18 protein-coding genes and 1 pseudogene are annotated in these 17,063 nt (G+C 33.6%); 16 read left to right on the top strand and 3 right to left on the bottom strand.

Going from position 1 to position 17,063, the window contains the following annotated elements; translation table 11 throughout:
- The first annotated feature begins 404 nt into the window (after positions 1-404).
- From HALSAC_RS0106585 to HALSAC_RS0106550, 8 genes and pseudogenes are all read left to right on the top strand, one after another.
- Positions 405-1,325 (top strand): ABC transporter ATP-binding protein, encoded by a 921-nt coding sequence (locus HALSAC_RS0106585; protein ID WP_027339602.1) that lies wholly within the window; start codon positions 405-407, stop codon positions 1,323-1,325.
- Positions 1,312-2,082 carry an ABC transporter permease gene (locus HALSAC_RS0106580; protein WP_245579434.1) on the top strand — a complete coding sequence of 257 codons (771 nt, stop codon included), beginning with the start codon at positions 1,312-1,314 and terminating at the stop codon, positions 2,080-2,082. The genes HALSAC_RS0106585 and HALSAC_RS0106580 overlap by 14 nt, the downstream gene beginning before the upstream one ends.
- Before the next feature lie 234 nt (positions 2,083-2,316).
- The gene (locus HALSAC_RS0106575; RefSeq protein WP_027339600.1) at positions 2,317-3,582 is read left to right on the top strand and encodes an HD domain-containing protein; all 1,266 of its coding nucleotides are present in this window, start codon (positions 2,317-2,319) and stop codon (positions 3,580-3,582) included.
- A 187-nt stretch (positions 3,583-3,769) separates the two neighbouring features.
- Positions 3,770-4,096 carry a DUF4870 domain-containing protein gene (locus HALSAC_RS0106570; RefSeq protein WP_027339599.1) on the top strand — a complete coding sequence of 109 codons (327 nt, stop codon included), beginning with the start codon at positions 3,770-3,772 and terminating at the stop codon, positions 4,094-4,096.
- A gap of 182 nt (positions 4,097-4,278) precedes the next feature.
- Positions 4,279-4,479, top strand: a pseudogene (locus HALSAC_RS17475) (cold-shock protein); the annotation flags it as partial.
- 116 nt (positions 4,480-4,595) lie between these two features.
- Positions 4,596-5,660 (top strand): GerAB/ArcD/ProY family transporter, encoded by a 1,065-nt coding sequence (locus HALSAC_RS0106560; RefSeq protein WP_027339597.1) that lies wholly within the window; start codon positions 4,596-4,598, stop codon positions 5,658-5,660.
- A gap of 186 nt (positions 5,661-5,846) precedes the next feature.
- Positions 5,847-6,905, top strand: coding sequence for a GerAB/ArcD/ProY family transporter (locus HALSAC_RS0106555; RefSeq protein ID WP_027339596.1), 1,059 nt, complete (start codon positions 5,847-5,849; stop codon positions 6,903-6,905).
- Between the two features lie 90 nt (positions 6,906-6,995).
- Positions 6,996-7,532, top strand: coding sequence for a carboxymuconolactone decarboxylase family protein (locus HALSAC_RS0106550; protein WP_027339595.1), 537 nt, complete (start codon positions 6,996-6,998; stop codon positions 7,530-7,532).
- Between the two features lie 238 nt (positions 7,533-7,770).
- Here HALSAC_RS0106550 and HALSAC_RS0106545 read toward each other — a convergent pair whose 3' ends face one another.
- Complete coding sequence (locus HALSAC_RS0106545; protein WP_027339594.1) at positions 7,771-8,256, bottom strand: ferritin family protein; 486 nt, start codon at positions 8,254-8,256, stop codon at positions 7,771-7,773.
- Between the two features lie 145 nt (positions 8,257-8,401).
- Between HALSAC_RS0106545 and HALSAC_RS0106540 the strand changes: the two genes are divergently transcribed.
- Genes HALSAC_RS0106540 through HALSAC_RS0106525 form a run of 4 tightly spaced genes read left to right on the top strand, consistent with a single transcriptional unit; the run spans position 8,402 to position 12,583 of the window.
- On the top strand, positions 8,402-9,457 hold the full coding sequence (locus tag HALSAC_RS0106540; protein ID WP_027339593.1) for a GerAB/ArcD/ProY family transporter: 1,056 nt from the start codon (positions 8,402-8,404) through the stop codon (positions 9,455-9,457).
- Between the two features lie 37 nt (positions 9,458-9,494).
- Positions 9,495-11,120, top strand: a complete 1,626-nt coding sequence (locus tag HALSAC_RS15210; RefSeq protein ID WP_035571353.1) for a spore germination protein — start codon at positions 9,495-9,497, stop codon at positions 11,118-11,120.
- On the top strand, positions 11,110-12,321 hold the full coding sequence (locus HALSAC_RS0106530; RefSeq protein ID WP_027339592.1) for a Ger(x)C family spore germination protein: 1,212 nt from the start codon (positions 11,110-11,112) through the stop codon (positions 12,319-12,321). Before HALSAC_RS15210 ends, HALSAC_RS0106530 begins: the two co-directional genes overlap by 11 nt.
- Before the next feature lie 10 nt (positions 12,322-12,331).
- On the top strand, positions 12,332-12,583 hold the full coding sequence (locus HALSAC_RS0106525; RefSeq protein ID WP_027339591.1) for a hypothetical protein: 252 nt from the start codon (positions 12,332-12,334) through the stop codon (positions 12,581-12,583).
- 377 nt (positions 12,584-12,960) lie between these two features.
- Here HALSAC_RS0106525 and HALSAC_RS0106520 read toward each other — a convergent pair whose 3' ends face one another.
- The gene (locus HALSAC_RS0106520; protein WP_027339590.1) at positions 12,961-14,043 is read right to left on the bottom strand and encodes a GerAB/ArcD/ProY family transporter; all 1,083 of its coding nucleotides are present in this window, start codon (positions 14,041-14,043) and stop codon (positions 12,961-12,963) included.
- 201 nt (positions 14,044-14,244) lie between these two features.
- Here HALSAC_RS0106520 and HALSAC_RS0106515 point away from each other — a divergent pair, with 201 nt between their 5' ends.
- The 4 genes from HALSAC_RS0106515 to HALSAC_RS15205 all read left to right on the top strand — a co-directional run bounded on the left by HALSAC_RS0106515 (position 14,245) and on the right by HALSAC_RS15205 (position 16,843).
- Positions 14,245-15,027: a SigB/SigF/SigG family RNA polymerase sigma factor gene (locus HALSAC_RS0106515; protein ID WP_027339589.1), complete on the top strand. Its 783-nt coding sequence runs from the start codon at positions 14,245-14,247 to the stop codon at positions 15,025-15,027.
- Positions 15,024-15,665: a stage II sporulation protein R gene (gene spoIIR, locus HALSAC_RS0106510; RefSeq protein WP_027339588.1), complete on the top strand. Its 642-nt coding sequence runs from the start codon at positions 15,024-15,026 to the stop codon at positions 15,663-15,665. The genes HALSAC_RS0106515 and spoIIR overlap by 4 nt, the downstream gene beginning before the upstream one ends.
- A 63-nt stretch (positions 15,666-15,728) precedes the next feature.
- On the top strand, positions 15,729-16,172 hold the full coding sequence (locus HALSAC_RS0106505) for a C40 family peptidase (RefSeq protein WP_051412107.1): 444 nt from the start codon (positions 15,729-15,731) through the stop codon (positions 16,170-16,172).
- A 110-nt stretch (positions 16,173-16,282) separates the two neighbouring features.
- On the top strand, positions 16,283-16,843 hold the full coding sequence (locus tag HALSAC_RS15205; RefSeq protein WP_051412106.1) for a phosphatase PAP2 family protein: 561 nt from the start codon (positions 16,283-16,285) through the stop codon (positions 16,841-16,843).
- Here the strand turns inward: HALSAC_RS15205 and HALSAC_RS15200 are convergent.
- Positions 16,828-17,063: phosphatase PAP2 family protein (locus HALSAC_RS15200; protein ID WP_156924146.1), on the bottom strand; the 236-nt coding region annotated here is incomplete at its 5' end. The two genes, HALSAC_RS15205 and HALSAC_RS15200, sit on opposite strands and share 16 nt — an antisense overlap.

Below are 17,063 nucleotides of genomic sequence, written 5' to 3'. Positions count from 1 at the left end.
CCTCACCCCCCTACCCCCCCTTCGGGTCTATCGACCACTCCGTGCAAAACCAGCCTCTCCTCCTCTGAAGAGAGGGGGAAAGTAGTTCCCCCCTCAGAGTCTAAAGAACAAGACTCTTCGTGCCAAGATCAGCTTCTCCTTAGATAAGGGGAAGGGCTTAGGGAAATTATCTTCACAATCACTTTGGTGAAGATAATAACCATGAAGAGTTTCTTGAAACTCGTAAGGGGGATGGGGTCTGAGGTTTTAAGGTTTTACCCATTACTCATTACTGATTACTCATCACCAGTAATAAAGCTATGCTTTATTACTATTAAGTTTTATTTTCATACTGATAGCTAACTCCACCTCTTGATAAATAAGAGAAATAAAGTTATTATATAGTAAAGAGGAGGAATGTATAAATGACAGTTGCTATTAAGATTGATTCTATAAATAAGAGTTATGGAGAGTTGCAGGCTCTGGATGATATAAATTTAGAGATAAGAAAGGGCGAGTTTTTTGGTCTGCTAGGGCCAAATGGTGCCGGTAAGAGTACTTTAATCGGAATTTTAGGTGGGTTAGTCAATAAAGATTCAGGTTCTATTACTGTTTTAGGAAAAGATACAGTTAAAGATTATAGAGAGACTAAGCTATCCTTAGGGATAGTTCCTCAGGAGATAGCCTTTGATCCTTATTTTAATGTTAGAGAAACATTAAAGATACAATCGGGTTATTTTGGGATTAGGGATAATGACGAGAAGATCGATGAGATTCTAGATGCTCTAGGTCTGACTGATAAAGCAGAAAAAGGGCCAAGGGAGTTGTCGGGAGGTATGAAGAGAAGGCTTCTTATAGCCAAAGCTTTAGTTCACGATCCAGAGATAATTGTTCTAGACGAGCCAACTGCTGGTGTTGATGTAGAGCTTAGAAATAGCCTTTGGGAGTATGTCATCAAGCTAAATAAAGAGGGTAAGACGATTATCTTGACGACCCATTACTTAGAAGAGGCAGAAACTTTGTGTGATCGGATTGGGATTATGAATAAGGGAAAGGTAGTCAAGGTTGACACTAAGGATAACCTAATTAACTCTATAGATAGGAAGTTGCTTAAGGTCAAGGTTGATAAAACTTCTGATGATTTAGGTGAAGTATTTGCATCCTATAAGTTGGATGTTGATGATAAGAATAAGGAATTTGAGATAGAGGTTAGTAAGAATCAGTTAGATAAGGTATTATCTTTAATAAATTCATTAGATACTACTATATTAGATATGAATATTAGTAGTCCAAGGTTAGAAGATGTATTCTTGAAGTTGACCCAACTAGGAGGTGGTCAAGATTAGATCTATTATATTCTATTCACTGATTAAACGAGAAATCTTAAGATTCTCTAAGGTTGCAGTACAAACGGTATTTGCTCCATTAATATCTACCTCACTTTATTTGATCATCTTTGCTTATTCCTTTCAAAACCGTGAGGCAGTAGGTTATAACATACCTTATATTGATTTTATCGTTCCAGGGCTAATTATTATGAGTCTAATCCAAAATTCCTTTGCCAATACATCGTCATCCTTGATTGTCGCTAAGTATCAAGGGAATATTGTTGATTTATTGTTGGCCCCATTTTCTCATATACAGTTGAGTCTAGGTTTTATGATTGGTGGGATTGCCAGGGGGATGCTTGTTGGATTTGTTATTTACTTAGTATCAATCTTCTTTTATGGTGGTAGTGTTGCTTATCCTTTCTTAGCAATTATATTTGCTTTAATTATTTCGGGTATCTTTTCTCTTTTAGGAATTATAGCAGGGTTATGGGCAGAGAAGTTTGACCATGTATCTATATTCTCTAATTTCTTTATTACACCTTTGACCTTTTTGAGCGGAGTCTTCTATTCTGTAAGGGGGCTACCGGGAATCTGGAGTGAGGTATCATTATTCAACCCAGTCTTTTATATGGTAGATATGGTTCGTTATGCTTTTGTTGGACAATCAGATATTAGTCCTTGGTTATCTTTGATAATTGTAGGGGCTTCATTTTTAGCACTTTTATATCTGGTTACTCATCTATTTAAGATAGGCTATAAGGTTAAGAGCTAGTAAATCAATTGATAGTTATAAATCTTTAAAATCTTAAGGTCAAAGGAAGTGGAAAGTGATTTTCACTAAGGGTTTATGGTTGTTATAAAATATGAAGAAATGCCTTTGGGGTGATTAGATCTGATTAAAGCATTAGAAGTAAAAAAATTAAATCAGATTTAATCGGTTTTGATCAGGACTTAATCAGTGCTAAGCCCTTTATATTTAAGGTTTTTAAAAGGAAGGAGGAACTTTATGAAGGAGAAGGTCTTTAAAGATCCAGTGCATGGTTTTGTTTATGTTTATGAGCCTTTGATTTTAGAGCTTATAGATAGTAAGGAGATGCAAAGGTTGAGGCGGGTTAAGCAGTTAGGGCTATCTTATCTGACTTATCATGGTGGGGAGCATAGTCGTTTTGCTCATTCTTTGGGGACTTATGAGGTGACTAGAAGAATCTTGGAGGGGTTGGATAAGAAGGGCCAACTTTTCTTATCCAAAAAGGAGCAATTGTTGGCTTTGACTTCAGCACTATTACATGACTTAGGCCATTCTCCCTTTTCTCATTCTTTAGAAGGAGTGTTTTCTTTAAGGCATGAGGCGTGGACAAATAAGATAATCTTAGGAGATACTCAGGTAAATAAAGTGCTTTCTAAAGTAGGTTCTAATTTTCCTAAAGAAGTTACCGAGGTTATTAAAGGGATTCATTCAAATAAGCTAATTATCGATTTAATCTCTAGTCAGATTGATGCCGATAGAACCGATTATCTGCTAAGAGACTCTAAGGCTATAGGAGTCAGTTACGGAAACTTTGATTTAGAGAGAATTATCAGAGTTATGGTACCGACAAAAGATGGTATCTTCTTTAGAAAAGAGGGGATGCACTCTATTGAAGCTTATATATTGGCCCGTTACTCTATGTATTGGCAGGTATATTTCCACCCAACAAGTAGAAGTGGAGAGATTATCTTGCGTAATTTATTTAAAAGAGCCAAAGCTTTATACAAAAGTGGAGAAGATATCTGCTTGCCAAATGAATTTACAAATCTATTTGAAGATAAGCTTTTAGTAAAGGATTACTTAAACCTAGACGATTCTGTATTATTTTTTCTTTTTCAAAAGTGGACTAGTAGTTCTGATATTATATTGTCGGATTTAAGCTCAAGAATATTAAATAGGAGCTTATTTAAGAGGATAGAAGTTGATAGTAATGATGATGATCTTTATAGTCAACTGAGTTCTCTTTTGGTTGAGGCAGGAATTAATCCGGAGTATTATTTAGAATTGGACTGTCCTAGTGATATATCCTATGATTATTACCAGCCTAATTCAAATCATAAGAAAAATCCTATCTATCTAGTAGATAAAAGGGGAGAGAAGGTTGAGTTATCCCAAATATCTGACCCCGTCCGAGCAGTAGCTGGCAAAAGAGTCAGATATAATATCTATTACCCTAGGGATTTGATAGAGAAGGTGGAAGGCTTAGCTGAAAGGTTCAAAAATCTGCTCGATAGTTACAAATAGTATTAGCTAATTTGGTCTTGAAGCATATGATGGTAGTGGTGTAGTTTAGAGTGAGATTGAATATTAATAAAGTGTCAGTGTCTGTGTCAGCAAATTCAAGAACTCAGATTTTAACTGACACAGACACTGGCACTGACACTAGTAATAAAGCTATGCTTTATTACTACAAAAGAAGGGAGTGATTTAGATGCTTACAAGTGAGGAGAAACTATTATCGACAATAGCCCACTTAGGAATATTATTTGGAGCGCCGATTATGGCACCTCTGTTGATATATTTATTGAGTAATAATTCCTTTATTAAGATGCAGGCTAAGGAGGCTATGTTCTTTCATGGTGGTATGATTTTAGCTGGGATAATAGGGGGAATTTTGACTTTTGTTCTTATTGGGTTTTTAATCTTACCAGTAGTTGGTTTGCTGACATTGATAGCCCCAATCGTTGCTACAGTTAAGGTTTGGGGAGATGAAGATTACTCTTATCCTATAACTGGTCAGTGGGCAAGAAAGTTCTGATTATTTGACAAGACCTCTTTATAATGTTATGATGTTAAAGAAATTATAAAAAGAGCGTTGGAGGGGTATATATGTCATTTAGTACATTAGGAGAAGCTTTTGCAGAAGCTGGTCTTGTTGATAAAAAGGATCTAAAAGAGGTTCAAAAAGACAATAATGCAACAACTGCAAATGTAGAAGATTTAAGCGAAGGTAAGGTAAAGTGGTTTAATAGTGAAAAGGGCTTTGGATTTATTGAGCAAGAAGAAGGAGAAGATGTTTTTGTACATTTCTCTGCAATCCAAGGTGGCGGATTTAAAGAATTAGAAGAAGGTCAAGAGGTTCAATTTGTTGCGGAAAAAGGTCAAAAAGGTCTACAAGCTAAGAATGTTATTAAAATATAATATAGATAGCTTAAAGATAAGACTAAGGTGAATTCACCTTAGTCTTATCTTTTTTTGTATAAGAAGTTTAGAATAGTTAAAACTAATATAAATATTAGAAGAAGATGGGTGTTAAAATGGAAGAAAAGATAAGCTCATGGCAGGTCTTTTGGCTTGGAGTTAATTTGGTTATTTCTACAATTATATTAATTGTGCCTAGTACATTAGTTGGATATGCAGAGAATATAGGTTGGGTATCTGTTGCTGTAGCTGGAACAATTATGATGATAATTCAATTTTTAATTTTTAAATATAGCTTTGAATTTTCTAATCAAGGGATTGTTTATGATCTAAAAAAGATATTTGGAAAGTACTTAGGAACTTTATTGGTTTTAGTTTATCTTGGGGCTTTGTTTTTTATTTTTTTTCAGACATTTTATCAAGGAATAGATTTTTTAATTTTTGCTATGCCTTATATTCCAGAAGGTTTTTTTTGGTTTGGTATAGCAGCAGCAAATGCTTATTTTGCTTATTCTAAAATAGAGAATATGGGTAGGGTTAATTCTATAGTGATGTCAATAAGTGTTTTAGCTTTAGTGATAATTATATTGACTAATATTAGAGATTTTAATTTCCAACACCTAAAGCCAATAAGGTGGGATGGAAAAGGAGTAATTAAAGGTAGTTTAATAACAGGGGGGTGGTTTATGCAGATTCCCTTTATGTTATTGGTTATAAAACCTAATTTAAAAGATAAGGCTGATGTTTTAAGAAAAAGTTTGTATGCTAACTTGTTTAGTCAGATTTTAGTTATTATTTTAGTTATTTTAACTATTGTTTTACTGAGTGTCCCCTTAACTGCAGAGCTAGAGTTTCCAGTTTATAATATGGCTAGATTATCTCTAAATGGCTTAGAAATTATTATTGTTGTTATCTGGATATCAGGGGTAATTGTAAAGTCAGGAATTTATTTCTTTTTAATTATGAAGTTTATTCAAAATTCATTTAATTTATCTAGTTATAGTGAACTAATAATTCCTTTTGGGATTATGATGGCTTCCTTTACTTGGTATAATTCTCAGATTAAAGTGCCTATGCTATATTATTTGGTTAATGTTATCTCTACACTTATTTTAGTTCATTATCCATTATTAATAATAATTTTATTAGGTTATTTTATTAAAGCACAGGCTAAAAGATAGAATCTACTTAGCTAGGCATCTCTAATTTTTCAAACAATTTGGATATAAAAGCAATTTATTGAAGATAGATTTGATTAATTTGTTTAAAAGAGTACTGAGATGAATTTGTTTTAGTACTCTTTTTAGCATATAAAATTCAATATTTAGTAAAACTAATATAAATATTAGAAGAAGATGGGTGTTAAAATGGAAGAGAAGATAAGCTCATGGCAGGTCTTTTGGCTTGGAGTTAACTTGGTTCTTTCAACTATTATACTGATTGTTCCAGGGATATTAGTGGGTCATTCTGAAAGTATAGGATGGTTATCAGTTGTTCTAGCGGGAGCTATTGTGATTTTATTACAATCTCTTATAATAGAATATAGTTTTCGATTTTCTAATGAAGGTATTGTCTATGATTTAAAAGCTATATTTGGGAAGTATATAGGAACAATATTAGTGCTTGTCTATCTTTGGGCATTATTTTATATTCTATATCAGGCTACTTTTCAAGGGGTAGAATTCTTAGTTTTTGCTATGCCTTATATGCCTGAAGGAGGTTTATGGGCTGGAATAACAATAGTAGCAGCATATTTTACTTATACTAAAATAGAAAACATAGCTAGATCTAATGGTATAGCAATGTTGGTAGTGGTTATAGCATTATCGATTATTATATTAGCTAACAGTGGTGACTTTAACTTTAGCAACCTTAGACCAATGGAGTGGGATGGTAAAGGAATAGTTAGAGGTAGCTTGGTGGCAGGGGTATGGTTTGTACAGATTCCTCTGATGATATTGGTGATAAAGCCTTATTTAAAAGATAAAGGGGATATTTTAAGAAAGAGTTTATATTCTAATTTATTTAATCAACTATTTGTTATAACGTTAGTTATTTTCAGTGTGGCTTTGTTAGGTGTACCTTTAACGAAAGAATTAGAATTTCCTATATATAATATGGCAAGATTGGCTTTAGGTGGGTTAGAGAGCCTTATTATTGGTGCTTGGATAGTAGGAGTAATAGTTAAAACAGGAATATATTTCTTTATGTTCCTTAAAGTAATAGAAGATTTATTTAACCTATCTAATTACGATAATCTAATACCACCACTTGGAATTATCTTAGTTTCTTTTACTTGGTATATTAATCAGATAACCGAGCCAAATTTATATTATGAAGTAAATGTTACTTCAGTATTTATTTTAATTCATTATCCACTAGTATTAATAATTTTATTTGGATATCTGTTTAAAGCAAGAAATTAGTAAGGTATAAAATATAACGTGAAGTTTAAGAACAATTATATGAATGAAGAAGTATATAGTAAGAGATAATAATCTTAGGAGGTGGAAAAAATGTCAATGACAAAAGAAAAGGTTAATTTGCTAGGGTTGATTGGGATGGATGAGGCGACAGGCGTGGTCAAGGATACTTATCTAGAGATAGAGTCTAGCTTAGGAAAGGTACCAAATCTATTTAAGACGTTGGCCCATAAGAGCGATCTTCTAAGAGGAACTTGGATGAGGATGAATGCTATTATGAAAGATGATCTTCTGCCAAGGAAGGTCAAGATGCTTGTAGCTCTTAGAGTGTCGGTATTAAACGGTGCAGAGTATTGTATAAATGTTCATTATAATGGCTTACAGAATCTAGGTTATAATGTGGAGTCCTTGGAGAGGCTAAAGGTAGGAGATTATAGTTTGTTAACCCAAGTTGAGGGTAGAATATTGACCTTCGTCGATAAGACCACCAATAATTACGGAGAATTAGAGGATAGTGACTTTGAAGAGTTAGGGATGAAAGAAGAAGAGATATTAGAGTTGACTTCAGTAATTGACCTCTTCTCAGGGCTTAATAGACTAACAGAAATCTTAGATATACCACTGGATTAATAATAAAGAATATCTTTATTATTAGCTATCAGCCATCAGTAAAATCTTAAAAGTTTAAAGCCTTTATTATTTTCGAACTGATTCCCAAGCTCTCGCTTGGGAATTGGATTATGATTAATAATTTTGCCTAATTCACCTGTCTATACGAAGCAGGAGTTTTGTGTATTGTGACATTCCCAAACTGGAATTTGGGAATGAGAGAGTTTTGTTTCCAGATTCCAGATTCCTGATTCCATAATCAGATATGCGATTTAAGCGACTCTAATTTTATCAAGTGGCGTCTTTCTTCGATTATCAACTTTTCTAAAGCATCGATGCTTCCTTTGCTTTCTTGGAATCTAAGTAACTCTGAGTAAAGAAGTAGTGAGTTCTGTTCGGCTCTAACCCCTATATCTATAGCTTCTTTTAAGTTACTTGCTACCTTTTCTATATTTTGGGTATCATCAGGGAAAATATTAATATGAACCAAAGTCTTTAAGTAAGAGTTCACCTCTCTATCTTGAAGGTATTTATTATTGAAAGCCTTATATTCTCCTTTAAACTGTTTTAATAGATTATTAAAGTAACTATAATGATCTCTTTCATCTTCTGCTAATTCTAAGAATACCTCTTTGATCTTTGAATTAGTATGTATATTGGCACACTTTTTATAAAATAACTCACCTTCCTTCTCAGTATTCATAGCTATCTGTAAAATCTCTGATATATTAAACTTATCTTCCATAAAACCACCTCCACTTAATATAATATGATAAAAGAATAGGTATTAGCAATTAAATTTAATTATTGTTGGCTCAATTTTAAGGAATAGAAAAGTTTGAACTTACTAAAACTAATAGCAATATTAAAGAAGGTATAGGTGGTAAAGAATGGAGGAGAAGATAGGTAGATCACAGCTTTTTTGGCTTGTGATAAATATAATTGTAGCTACAATTATACTAATTGTACCTAGGGATTTAGTAGAGCAAGGTGAACAATTTGGTTGGGTAGGTATCATTATAGCTGGAATAATAATGTTTATTATACAGGCAATAATTTTAAAGTTAAGCTTTGAATTTTCTTCTGATGGTATTACTAGTGATTTCAAAGAGCTTTTTGGCAAAGTTTTAGGAAAGTTAATATCTTTAATGTATATTGTAGCTATAGTTTACTTCGTTTATTTTGTAATTTACCAAGGAGTTACCTTCTTAGTCTTTAGTATGCCTTATATGCCATCGGCTATGTTTTGGGTTGGAATAGGTGTGATAGCCGCTTATCTAGCTTGGACTGGTATTGAGAATATAGTTAGAGTCAATAAGCTGGGGATGATAATAGTAGTAACCTCTATAGTAGTCATAATTGTAGTTAATATTAGGGAGATAAATTTTGAATATCTAAGACCAATGGTATGGGATACAAATAGGGCTTTGAGAAGTAGTATCTTAGCCAGTGGTTGGTTTATGCAACCAATATTTGTGATTTTAGTTCTAAAGCCCTATCTAAAGAGTAAAAAAATTGCTTTAAGTAGATCATTATATGCTAACCTCTTTAGTCAGCTAATAATTACTATATTAACTCTTTCAACAATTATGACTTTAAGTTCTGATTTGACCAGCCAACTATTTTTTCCTTTCTTTAATATGGCTAGATTGGCATTACAAGGTTCAGAAGTGGTTATAATAATTGCTTGGATTCTAGGGATTTCTTTAAAGGTAGGAATCTATTTTTTTATAGTTCTTAAGGGGATAGAAGAAGTATTTAATCTTAATGATTATAAGTTGTTAGTAATTCCATTTGCAATTGCCTTGGTCTCATCAGTATGGTATAACACTCGGATTAGGGTGCCAGATTTATATTTTGCAGTTAATGCAGCTTCTACATTATTTTTATTACATTATCCGTTACTTATAATTATACTTTTAGGATATTTTATTAAGAGGAAGTAACTTTAATAATATTATTTATTTAAGGAAGGGATATAAGATGGGTAAAGATATCAAAAGACCTGTTCCTTTAGAGGAAAAGACAAAAGAAGGGCTAAATAAATTAGAAGAAAAGTATAAGAAGGGTAAGAATATTAATAATAAAACATTAGATTCTAATCTTGATAAGAACCTAGCCTATATTGAAGGTATCTTTAATAAGGTAAGCGATTTTGCAGTTAAAGAGTTTATAATAAAGGGAGATAGACCTATTAAGGCTGGTTTGATATATATTGGTGGAATAGTAGAGGAGACTATAGTAAATGATGTTATATTAAAGCAGTTAATGGTTACTTCGCGAGATAGGAGTATTGATAATGATATAAGCAATACAGGTTATCTAGATAAGGTAGAGGGTATTTTGCTTAATGTAAGTGGTGTGCAAAGGGAGCATAGGTGGGCGGAGTTAATAGATTATATTCTATGTGGTCATGCTATTCTTTTAGTGGATGGAGAGAGAGATTCTTTAGTTTTAGATATACACACTAGAGAGAAGAGAAGTGTTGCTGATCCAGAGACAGAGACAGTAGTTAGAGGGCCAAGGGAAGGGTTTATTGAAGATTATAATACCAATTTAGCTCTGATTAGAACTAAGATTAAAACCCCTGATCTAAAATATGAGTCTTTTAAGTTGGGAAGGGTCAGTAAGACCCATGTGACTATAGCTTATATAGAAGGAATTGCAGATGATAAGTTGGTAGAAGAGACAACAAAGAGGTTGGAGAGTATAGATATAGATATTATAAATGAGAGTGGGATAATTGAACAGTTGATTGAGGATAACCCTTTTTCCCCTTTTCCTCAAATGTTAAATACTGAAAGACCAGATGGGGTAGCGGCAGCTTTAAATGAAGGTAGAATAGCAGTTATTACTGATGGAACGCCTTTTGTTCTTACGTTTCCTGCTGTCTTCTTTCATTTCTTACAGGCAAATGAGGACTATTATGAGCGTGGATTATTCCCAACAGCAGTAAGGTTATTAAGGTATATGGCTTTTCTTATAGCTTTATTGGGTCCTGCTACTTATATCTCTATTACTACCTTTCATCAGGAGATGATTCCCTCGGCACTTCTAATAAGTATAGCAGCATCTCGCTCGGGGGTTCCCTTTCCTGCAATTATTGAAGCTTTGATAATGGAGGTTGCTTTTGAACTTTTACGAGAAGCAGGGTTAAGGTTGCCTAAACCTGTTGGTCAGGCGATTAGTATTGTTGGTGCTCTTATAGTTGGAGAGGCAGCAGTACAGGCAGGTCTAGTATCTCAAGCTATGGTAATAGTAGTTGCATTAACAGGTATAGCCTCCTTTATTATTCCTTCCCATAGTATGGGAACAGGAGTAAGACTCTTAAGGTTTCCATTGATGCTTTTGGCAGCAGGCTGGGGGATGTTTGGGATTACCTTTGGGATGATGTTATTATTGATTCATCTTTCAAGTTTACGTTCCTTTGGTGTCCCTTATCTATCACCTGTCAGCCCAACCCACCCTATAGGTTTTAAAGATGTTTTATTTAAGGCGCCAGAGTGGTTTAAGAATAGACGCCCTGACTTTATTGTGAAAAGAGATAAGCAGCGTATCAAGGATAATGCTATGCCTAGACCACCAAAGGAGGAAGAGGATGAGAGCTAAAGTTATATTAATAATTATGTTCATACTCGTTGGGTTCCTCTTAGGAGGATGTGGAGAACCGCGAGAGGTAGATGAGCTGGGGATAGTAACATTAACGGCAGTCGATTGGCTTGAACAAGAGGAAAAGTATAAGATAATGGTTCAGATAATATCTCCTGAGCGATCTCCAGGTGGCCTAGGAGGAGGAGAGCCTGATATCTGGAATTATAGTGCTACTGGCGATACACTAATGCAGGCTAGTAAGAATATAAGGACTGCATCTAGTCAGGATTTAGCCTTTTTTCACAGCCGTTTAATAGTAATAGGAAAGACGGCAGCTCAAAAAGGACTAAGAGAAGTTGTTGATTTTTTTGCTCGAAACCGAGAGATTAGATATAACAGTTGGGTTTTAGTAGGTGATAAAGAAGCTAGCAATCTTTTAGAGGTAGTGCCAAGAAAGGAGGGATTTTTAGCTCAAGAGATTGAAGGGATTATCGAAAATAATGAAAATGATTGGTCAAAGGCAAGCCCAATTATCCTAAAAGATCTTTTGATAAAGTTGGCTCTACCCCACTATGATGAGACTATTGCTCGGCTAACAGCTCATTATCCTAAACTTCCCCCAGAGGCAACTTATCAGCAACAGGATCTGATGGAAGGTTTACCAGCAGAGGAAAAGAGAGTTATTGCCATAAGTGGAATGGGAGTTTTTAAAAGCGGTAAGCTCCAAGGATGGGCAGATAGGGTTGAAACTAGAGGTTTTCTTTGGGTCACTGATGATGTAGAAGGAGGAGCTTTGATAGATACAGTTGGGGTAGGTGAAAAGTCTATGTTTTCAGCAGAACTATTGGATAGTAGTTCTAGCTTAGAGGCGGTAATTGAGGAGGGGAGTTTATATTATAGATTAGACATAAATGCAGCAGTTCAATTAACAGAGGCAGTTACCAATTTGGATATGGGAGATTTGGATAATATCCAAAAGGTAGAATCATATATTGCCAAGGAGATAGAGAAAGAGGTTAAGGCTGTCTTGAGGTTGGCTCAGATTGAGTATGGTGCCGATATCTTCGGTTATGGAGATTTAGTTTATCGCAATCACCCTAGAGAGTGGGAAGAGCTAAAGGAGGATTGGGAGGAGATATTTCCTACAGTAACTACAGCGATCAATATAGATGTTACTATAGAGCGCTTAGGTATGATATCACAGCCAGTAATGGAATAGGAGGGGTTTGATGGTAGGAATTCCATTGACGATATTCTTTATTATCTTAGTTTACTTTCAAACTAAGGGGCTAATAGCTAAGAAAAGGTGGAAGGAGTTGGCTCTTTATCTAATACTATTTTCTTTTGGAGCTGTATATAGTTATGGACTACTATTAGATTTGCCCTTGCCAAATTTAAATTTAACTCTATATAATTACCTAGCTCCAATTTATCAATTTATCTTTGAGGAGCTGTTAGCCTTTTATATTCTGGTTATCTGAAAGAAAAGAGATAGCAAAAAATTTTCTGCTATCTCTTTTTTGTTTAGATTATGGTGTGTAGGTTAATAGTAATATAGTTTCTCTTTTAAAAACCAAAAAGAAAGATCAAGAGCTTTTTGGAACCATGCCCTGAGGGAGGGACGACCGAGGAAATACTCTTGGGGTGTTAATGAACACTAATATAGGCCAAAACCTATTTTATTTATTATTAAAATTTATGATGTTGATGAAGGTTGACTAAATTATATTATAATTTCAGTATTTTAATTTTAAGAATTTATTAATATAAGTTTTTTAAGATCTTTTATTCGTGATAATTCGTGTCCATTCGTGGTGAAAAATCTTTTGATCTTTATTATAAAAGTGCCACTTAATTACTATAAGATTCCACTTATCCATCTTTTCAAATAATAAATCATCAAAGTAGTTAAAGGAAGATAGATACCAACTGCTAGATTGATATAAAGAGAAGTGCCAAGACCAAAGTCTATATGTTCAGGGAAACTTTCAGCTATAATATAAGCCAGATATCCCATTATAAGAGGGGTTAGTATGCAGAGCTTATTATAAGAAAACCCAAAGAGTTTCCTATACCCTTTTAAACCACAATATGTTAAGAGTTGGATTTTAGCTATTAAGATTATTGTTGTAGCTAGGTTAATAAAAAAATCGAACTTTATTAATTCATTTACTGGAAGTTGGCCTACTTTCATTAGTGGGAAGTTTGTTTCGGCTGCTAGATGTGTTCCTAAAGAAGTTATAATAACAATTGTATTTAGAGTTATTATAATAGATCCTAAAATGATTCCTCCAATAAAGGTCTTTCTAAGGTTTTTATCTTCATTGATTACATAAGGAAAGATCATCATCAAGGCTGCTAACTCTGCAAAGGGAAAGGCTAAAATGTCAGGATAGATTTCTTCTAATACTGGGCCAACGCCTTGGGCCAAAAAAGGCTTTAATAGTTGAGGATCAGAGATATAAATGGAAGTATATATCTGAACTATACACAATGTTAAAGCTGTAATAGCAAAGGTTAAGGTGTTGGCCCTGGCAATAGTCTCTATGCCATTATAAATTCCATAGATTATAAGAATTACACTGAAAAAAATAACAATTTCCATATCAATTCCAGGCATAGCAAATTGGATAACCTGTTCCCCTAAGTCTCTTAAGTTTCTAACTCCAATATAAAGAAAGAAGGTTGAATATATCAATCCTAATATCCAACCTAAAGCTTCACCGTAGATAAGTTGTAGAACTTCAATGAAGGTTTTTTTGGGTAGTAGAGAGTGTAGCTTTATATAAACAAAAGATAATCCTATAGCTAAAAACATACCTATTAATACTACAAGATAAGCATTTTGGTTGGCCCCTATACCTAAGGGAAATAAGACAGCACTACCAATCATTAAAGTAGTAGTTAATAAGAAGAACTGAAATTGGGATATATTTATCATAAAATCACTCCATAACCTTAATCTATTTATCTAAAAGTACTTAAATTACTTTTAGTTATAAGGTTTACAATTACTAATATGATAACCATAATAAACTTCTATTATTAAATAAATATAAAAATTAAAATTTATATGTATAACTTCAGTCACAAGCGTCAACTATAATTAATAGAAAAAGTTGAAAATAATGGGAGTGATATTATGGAGAAGGTAAAAGTAAGTGGCCTTAATACTGGAGATATACCTTTGTTATCTGATAAAGAAATGTTAGATTTATTTAATGCAATGGATAGAGGAAAAGATGATGCTAGAGATAAACTGGTTAACAGTAACTTAAGGTTGGTATTAAGTATTTTAAAGAGGTTTAAAAGGAGTGATCACCCTATAGATGACTTATTTCAGGTTGGGTGTATAGGTTTGATGAAGGCTGTAGATAATTTTGATATAAACCGAGGGTTAAAGTTTTCAACCTATGCCGTACCAATGATTATTGGGGAGATAAAGAGGTATATAAGAGATAATCGTAAGATAAGAGTAAGTAGGTCTTTACGTAAGCTTGCCTATCAAGTTCTAAAACTAAAGGAGCAATTGCGTCAAAAGAATGGTAAGGAGCCAACAATAAGTGAGATAGCAGAGAAGTTGGAAATTTCCAAAGAGGAGATTATATATGCTTTAGATGCTACCAAGACACCAATATCTTTATTTAAACCAGTCTTTCAAGGAGAGGGTGAGGATTTATATTTAGTAGATCAATTAAGTATTGAAGATAAGGTTGATTGGACAGAACATATTAATATGAAAGAAGCCTTTAACAGGTTAGAACCTCGTGAGTTGATGATAATAAAGCTTAAATTTTATGAAGGAGCAACTCAATCTGAGATAGCTCAAAGAATAGGTCTTTCTCAGGCTCAGATATCTAGAATACAAAAGAAGGCCTTAAAAAAGTTAAAAGGTGAGATGGAGTTAAGGGAGGCAGTAAGATGAGAAGGAGTAGCTTTATAGTAGTAATAGTTTTAGTTGTGATCATATTATCATTATTTGCTAATAAGAAGGCTTTCGTTTTAGATAATAATAGTATAGATTATAATCCAGATAATTTATTAAGGCTGCATATAATCCCTAATAGCAATTCATTTCCTGACCAGTCATTAAAACGTGAAGTTAGAAATGAGATTATAAAGAAGGTTAAGCCAATTTTTGAAGAGGCAAAAACGATAGAAGAAGCTAGTAAGAGTGCTGAGAAAGAAATAGATTATATAAAGGGTATAATTTTAGAAAAGATAATTAATCTAGGTTATGAATATAAAGTAGAGATAGAGGTTGGAAAGTACCATTTTCCTACTAGAAGCTATGGAGATACTACTTTGCCCGAAGGAGATTATAATGCTCTAAGGGTTACTATAGGTGAAGGGAGTGGATCCAATTGGTGGTGTGTTTTATTTCCCCCCTTATGTTTTATAGATTCAGTAGAGGAAAGTTCCAAAGATTTATCTGAAGGCATAGAGATTGAAGGTGAATTAGAGGTAGATTATAGATTTAAGTTAGTTGAATATATAGAGAATAACCCCGAATTTGTTAAAAGAGGATTAAAATTAGCTAAAATATTCCCATGGCTTGATTAAATCGTTCTCACCCCTTGTTGTTTATTACATATACTGTAATAAAAGGTGAAGGGGGTGGATATAATGATGAACAAAGTAGAGTATAAAGTAAAAGAGATTGTAGAAAAATATAGAAATATACCATATAAGCATAACGGCAGGTCATTACAGGGATTGGATTGTTGGGGGTTATTAATAGCTATTTATAGAGATTTTGGATTAGACCTCCCATCAGATGATGGTGCCTTTATCTCTGAACAGTGGTATAAAGAGGATCCTAATAGGTATCTTAGGGGATTATCTAAGATTGGAATAGAGGTAGGGTTTCAGGAATTAATGGTTTTAGATTTGGTTTATTTTGAATTATTAGACGGGGTAGTAACTCACTCTGGGGTTATGATTAATGATAGAGAGTTTATCCATATCTTACAGAAGAGAAATGTAGAAGTAAGTAGGTTCAATAGATTTTGGAGGAAGAAGTTTGCAGGTGCAAGGAGAATCATTGATGTATCCATAGCAGATATATAGTTGATAGTATTAAATGATTTAATGTGGGATTTATAATATATTATTGAGTGATAATAGGTATTATAATATAATAAGTAGGCAAAGGACTTTTTTAAGAAAGGGTCGATTTTATGAAGATAATATTTAAAGCTGTATTAAGTGGCGATATTAAGGTGTTTTATCTGATTAATAATAAAATTAAATGTAAAGTTCTTGACTTTCTTATGCCCAAAATAACTCATTTAGGTGGTGCATTATTTACTATAACCTTTGCATTGTTAATGCTTATCTTTGGTGGAGATAGATTTAAGCAGGTTGGATGGGAAGCTATAGTGGCTTTAATAGCTAGTGGGGTTGTTGTACAGATAATCAAGCAGATGGTTAATAGAAAAAGACCTTATCAGACTTTGGATAGGGTTAATTTGATCAATCCACCTTTTTGTATGCGTTCATTCCCATCGGGACATACTACGGCAGTCTTTTCTATAGCAGTAGTGTTAGCAGCTAACTTTCCTCAGCTTAATTTATTAATAAAATCAGTAGCTGGGGTAGTAGGATTATCTAGAGCTTATGTAGGAGTTCACTATCCATCAGATATCTTAACAGGAGCTTTGATAGGAATTTATTTTTCTCACCCACTCCCCCTCCCCCCCCCCTTATATATATACATATATAATCACCCCAAAACATAAACTAAATTAGAAAAATAAATTCCTATCAAAGCTCCTGTTAAGATATCTGATGGATAGTGAACTCCTACATAAGCTCTAGATAATCCTACTACCCCAGCTACTGATTTTATTAATAAATTAAGCTGAGGAAAGTTAGCTGCTAACACTACTGCTATAGAAAAGACTGCCGTAGTATGTCCCGATGGGAATGAACGCATACAAAAAGGTGGATTGATCAAAT

The sequence above is a fragment of the Halonatronum saccharophilum DSM 13868 genome (genome assembly GCF_000517025.1).
In the GTDB taxonomy this organism is placed as follows: domain Bacteria; phylum Bacillota; class Halanaerobiia; order Halobacteroidales; family Halobacteroidaceae; genus Halonatronum; species Halonatronum saccharophilum.
This window is presented reverse-complemented; position numbering and strand designations above follow the sequence as displayed.

What these genes read in the sequence shown, in the direction of transcription:
- HALSAC_RS0106525 (WP_027339591.1), top strand. Translation starts at nt 12,332, where the DNA reads ATGGTAGGAATTCCATTGACGATATTCTTTATTATCTTAGTTTACTTT.
- HALSAC_RS0106540 (WP_027339593.1), top strand. Translation starts at nt 8,402, where the DNA reads ATGGAGGAGAAGATAGGTAGATCACAGCTTTTTTGGCTTGTGATAAAT.
- HALSAC_RS0106585 (WP_027339602.1), top strand. Translation starts at nt 405, where the DNA reads ATGACAGTTGCTATTAAGATTGATTCTATAAATAAGAGTTATGGAGAG.
- HALSAC_RS15210 (WP_035571353.1), top strand. Translation starts at nt 9,495, where the DNA reads ATGGGTAAAGATATCAAAAGACCTGTTCCTTTAGAGGAAAAGACAAAA.
- HALSAC_RS0106515 (WP_027339589.1), top strand. Translation starts at nt 14,245, where the DNA reads ATGGAGAAGGTAAAAGTAAGTGGCCTTAATACTGGAGATATACCTTTG.
- HALSAC_RS15205 (WP_051412106.1), top strand. Translation starts at nt 16,283, where the DNA reads ATGAAGATAATATTTAAAGCTGTATTAAGTGGCGATATTAAGGTGTTT.
- HALSAC_RS0106530 (WP_027339592.1), top strand. Translation starts at nt 11,110, where the DNA reads ATGAGAGCTAAAGTTATATTAATAATTATGTTCATACTCGTTGGGTTC.
- HALSAC_RS0106520 (WP_027339590.1), bottom strand. Translation starts at nt 14,043, where the DNA reads ATGATAAATATATCCCAATTTCAGTTCTTCTTATTAACTACTACTTTA.
- HALSAC_RS0106575 (WP_027339600.1), top strand. Translation starts at nt 2,317, where the DNA reads ATGAAGGAGAAGGTCTTTAAAGATCCAGTGCATGGTTTTGTTTATGTT.
- HALSAC_RS0106545 (WP_027339594.1), bottom strand. Translation starts at nt 8,256, where the DNA reads ATGGAAGATAAGTTTAATATATCAGAGATTTTACAGATAGCTATGAAT.
- HALSAC_RS0106555 (WP_027339596.1), top strand. Translation starts at nt 5,847, where the DNA reads ATGGAAGAGAAGATAAGCTCATGGCAGGTCTTTTGGCTTGGAGTTAAC.
- HALSAC_RS0106505 (WP_051412107.1), top strand. Translation starts at nt 15,729, where the DNA reads ATGATGAACAAAGTAGAGTATAAAGTAAAAGAGATTGTAGAAAAATAT.
- spoIIR (WP_027339588.1), top strand. Translation starts at nt 15,024, where the DNA reads ATGAGAAGGAGTAGCTTTATAGTAGTAATAGTTTTAGTTGTGATCATA.
- HALSAC_RS0106560 (WP_027339597.1), top strand. Translation starts at nt 4,596, where the DNA reads ATGGAAGAAAAGATAAGCTCATGGCAGGTCTTTTGGCTTGGAGTTAAT.
- HALSAC_RS0106570 (WP_027339599.1), top strand. Translation starts at nt 3,770, where the DNA reads ATGCTTACAAGTGAGGAGAAACTATTATCGACAATAGCCCACTTAGGA.
- HALSAC_RS0106550 (WP_027339595.1), top strand. Translation starts at nt 6,996, where the DNA reads ATGTCAATGACAAAAGAAAAGGTTAATTTGCTAGGGTTGATTGGGATG.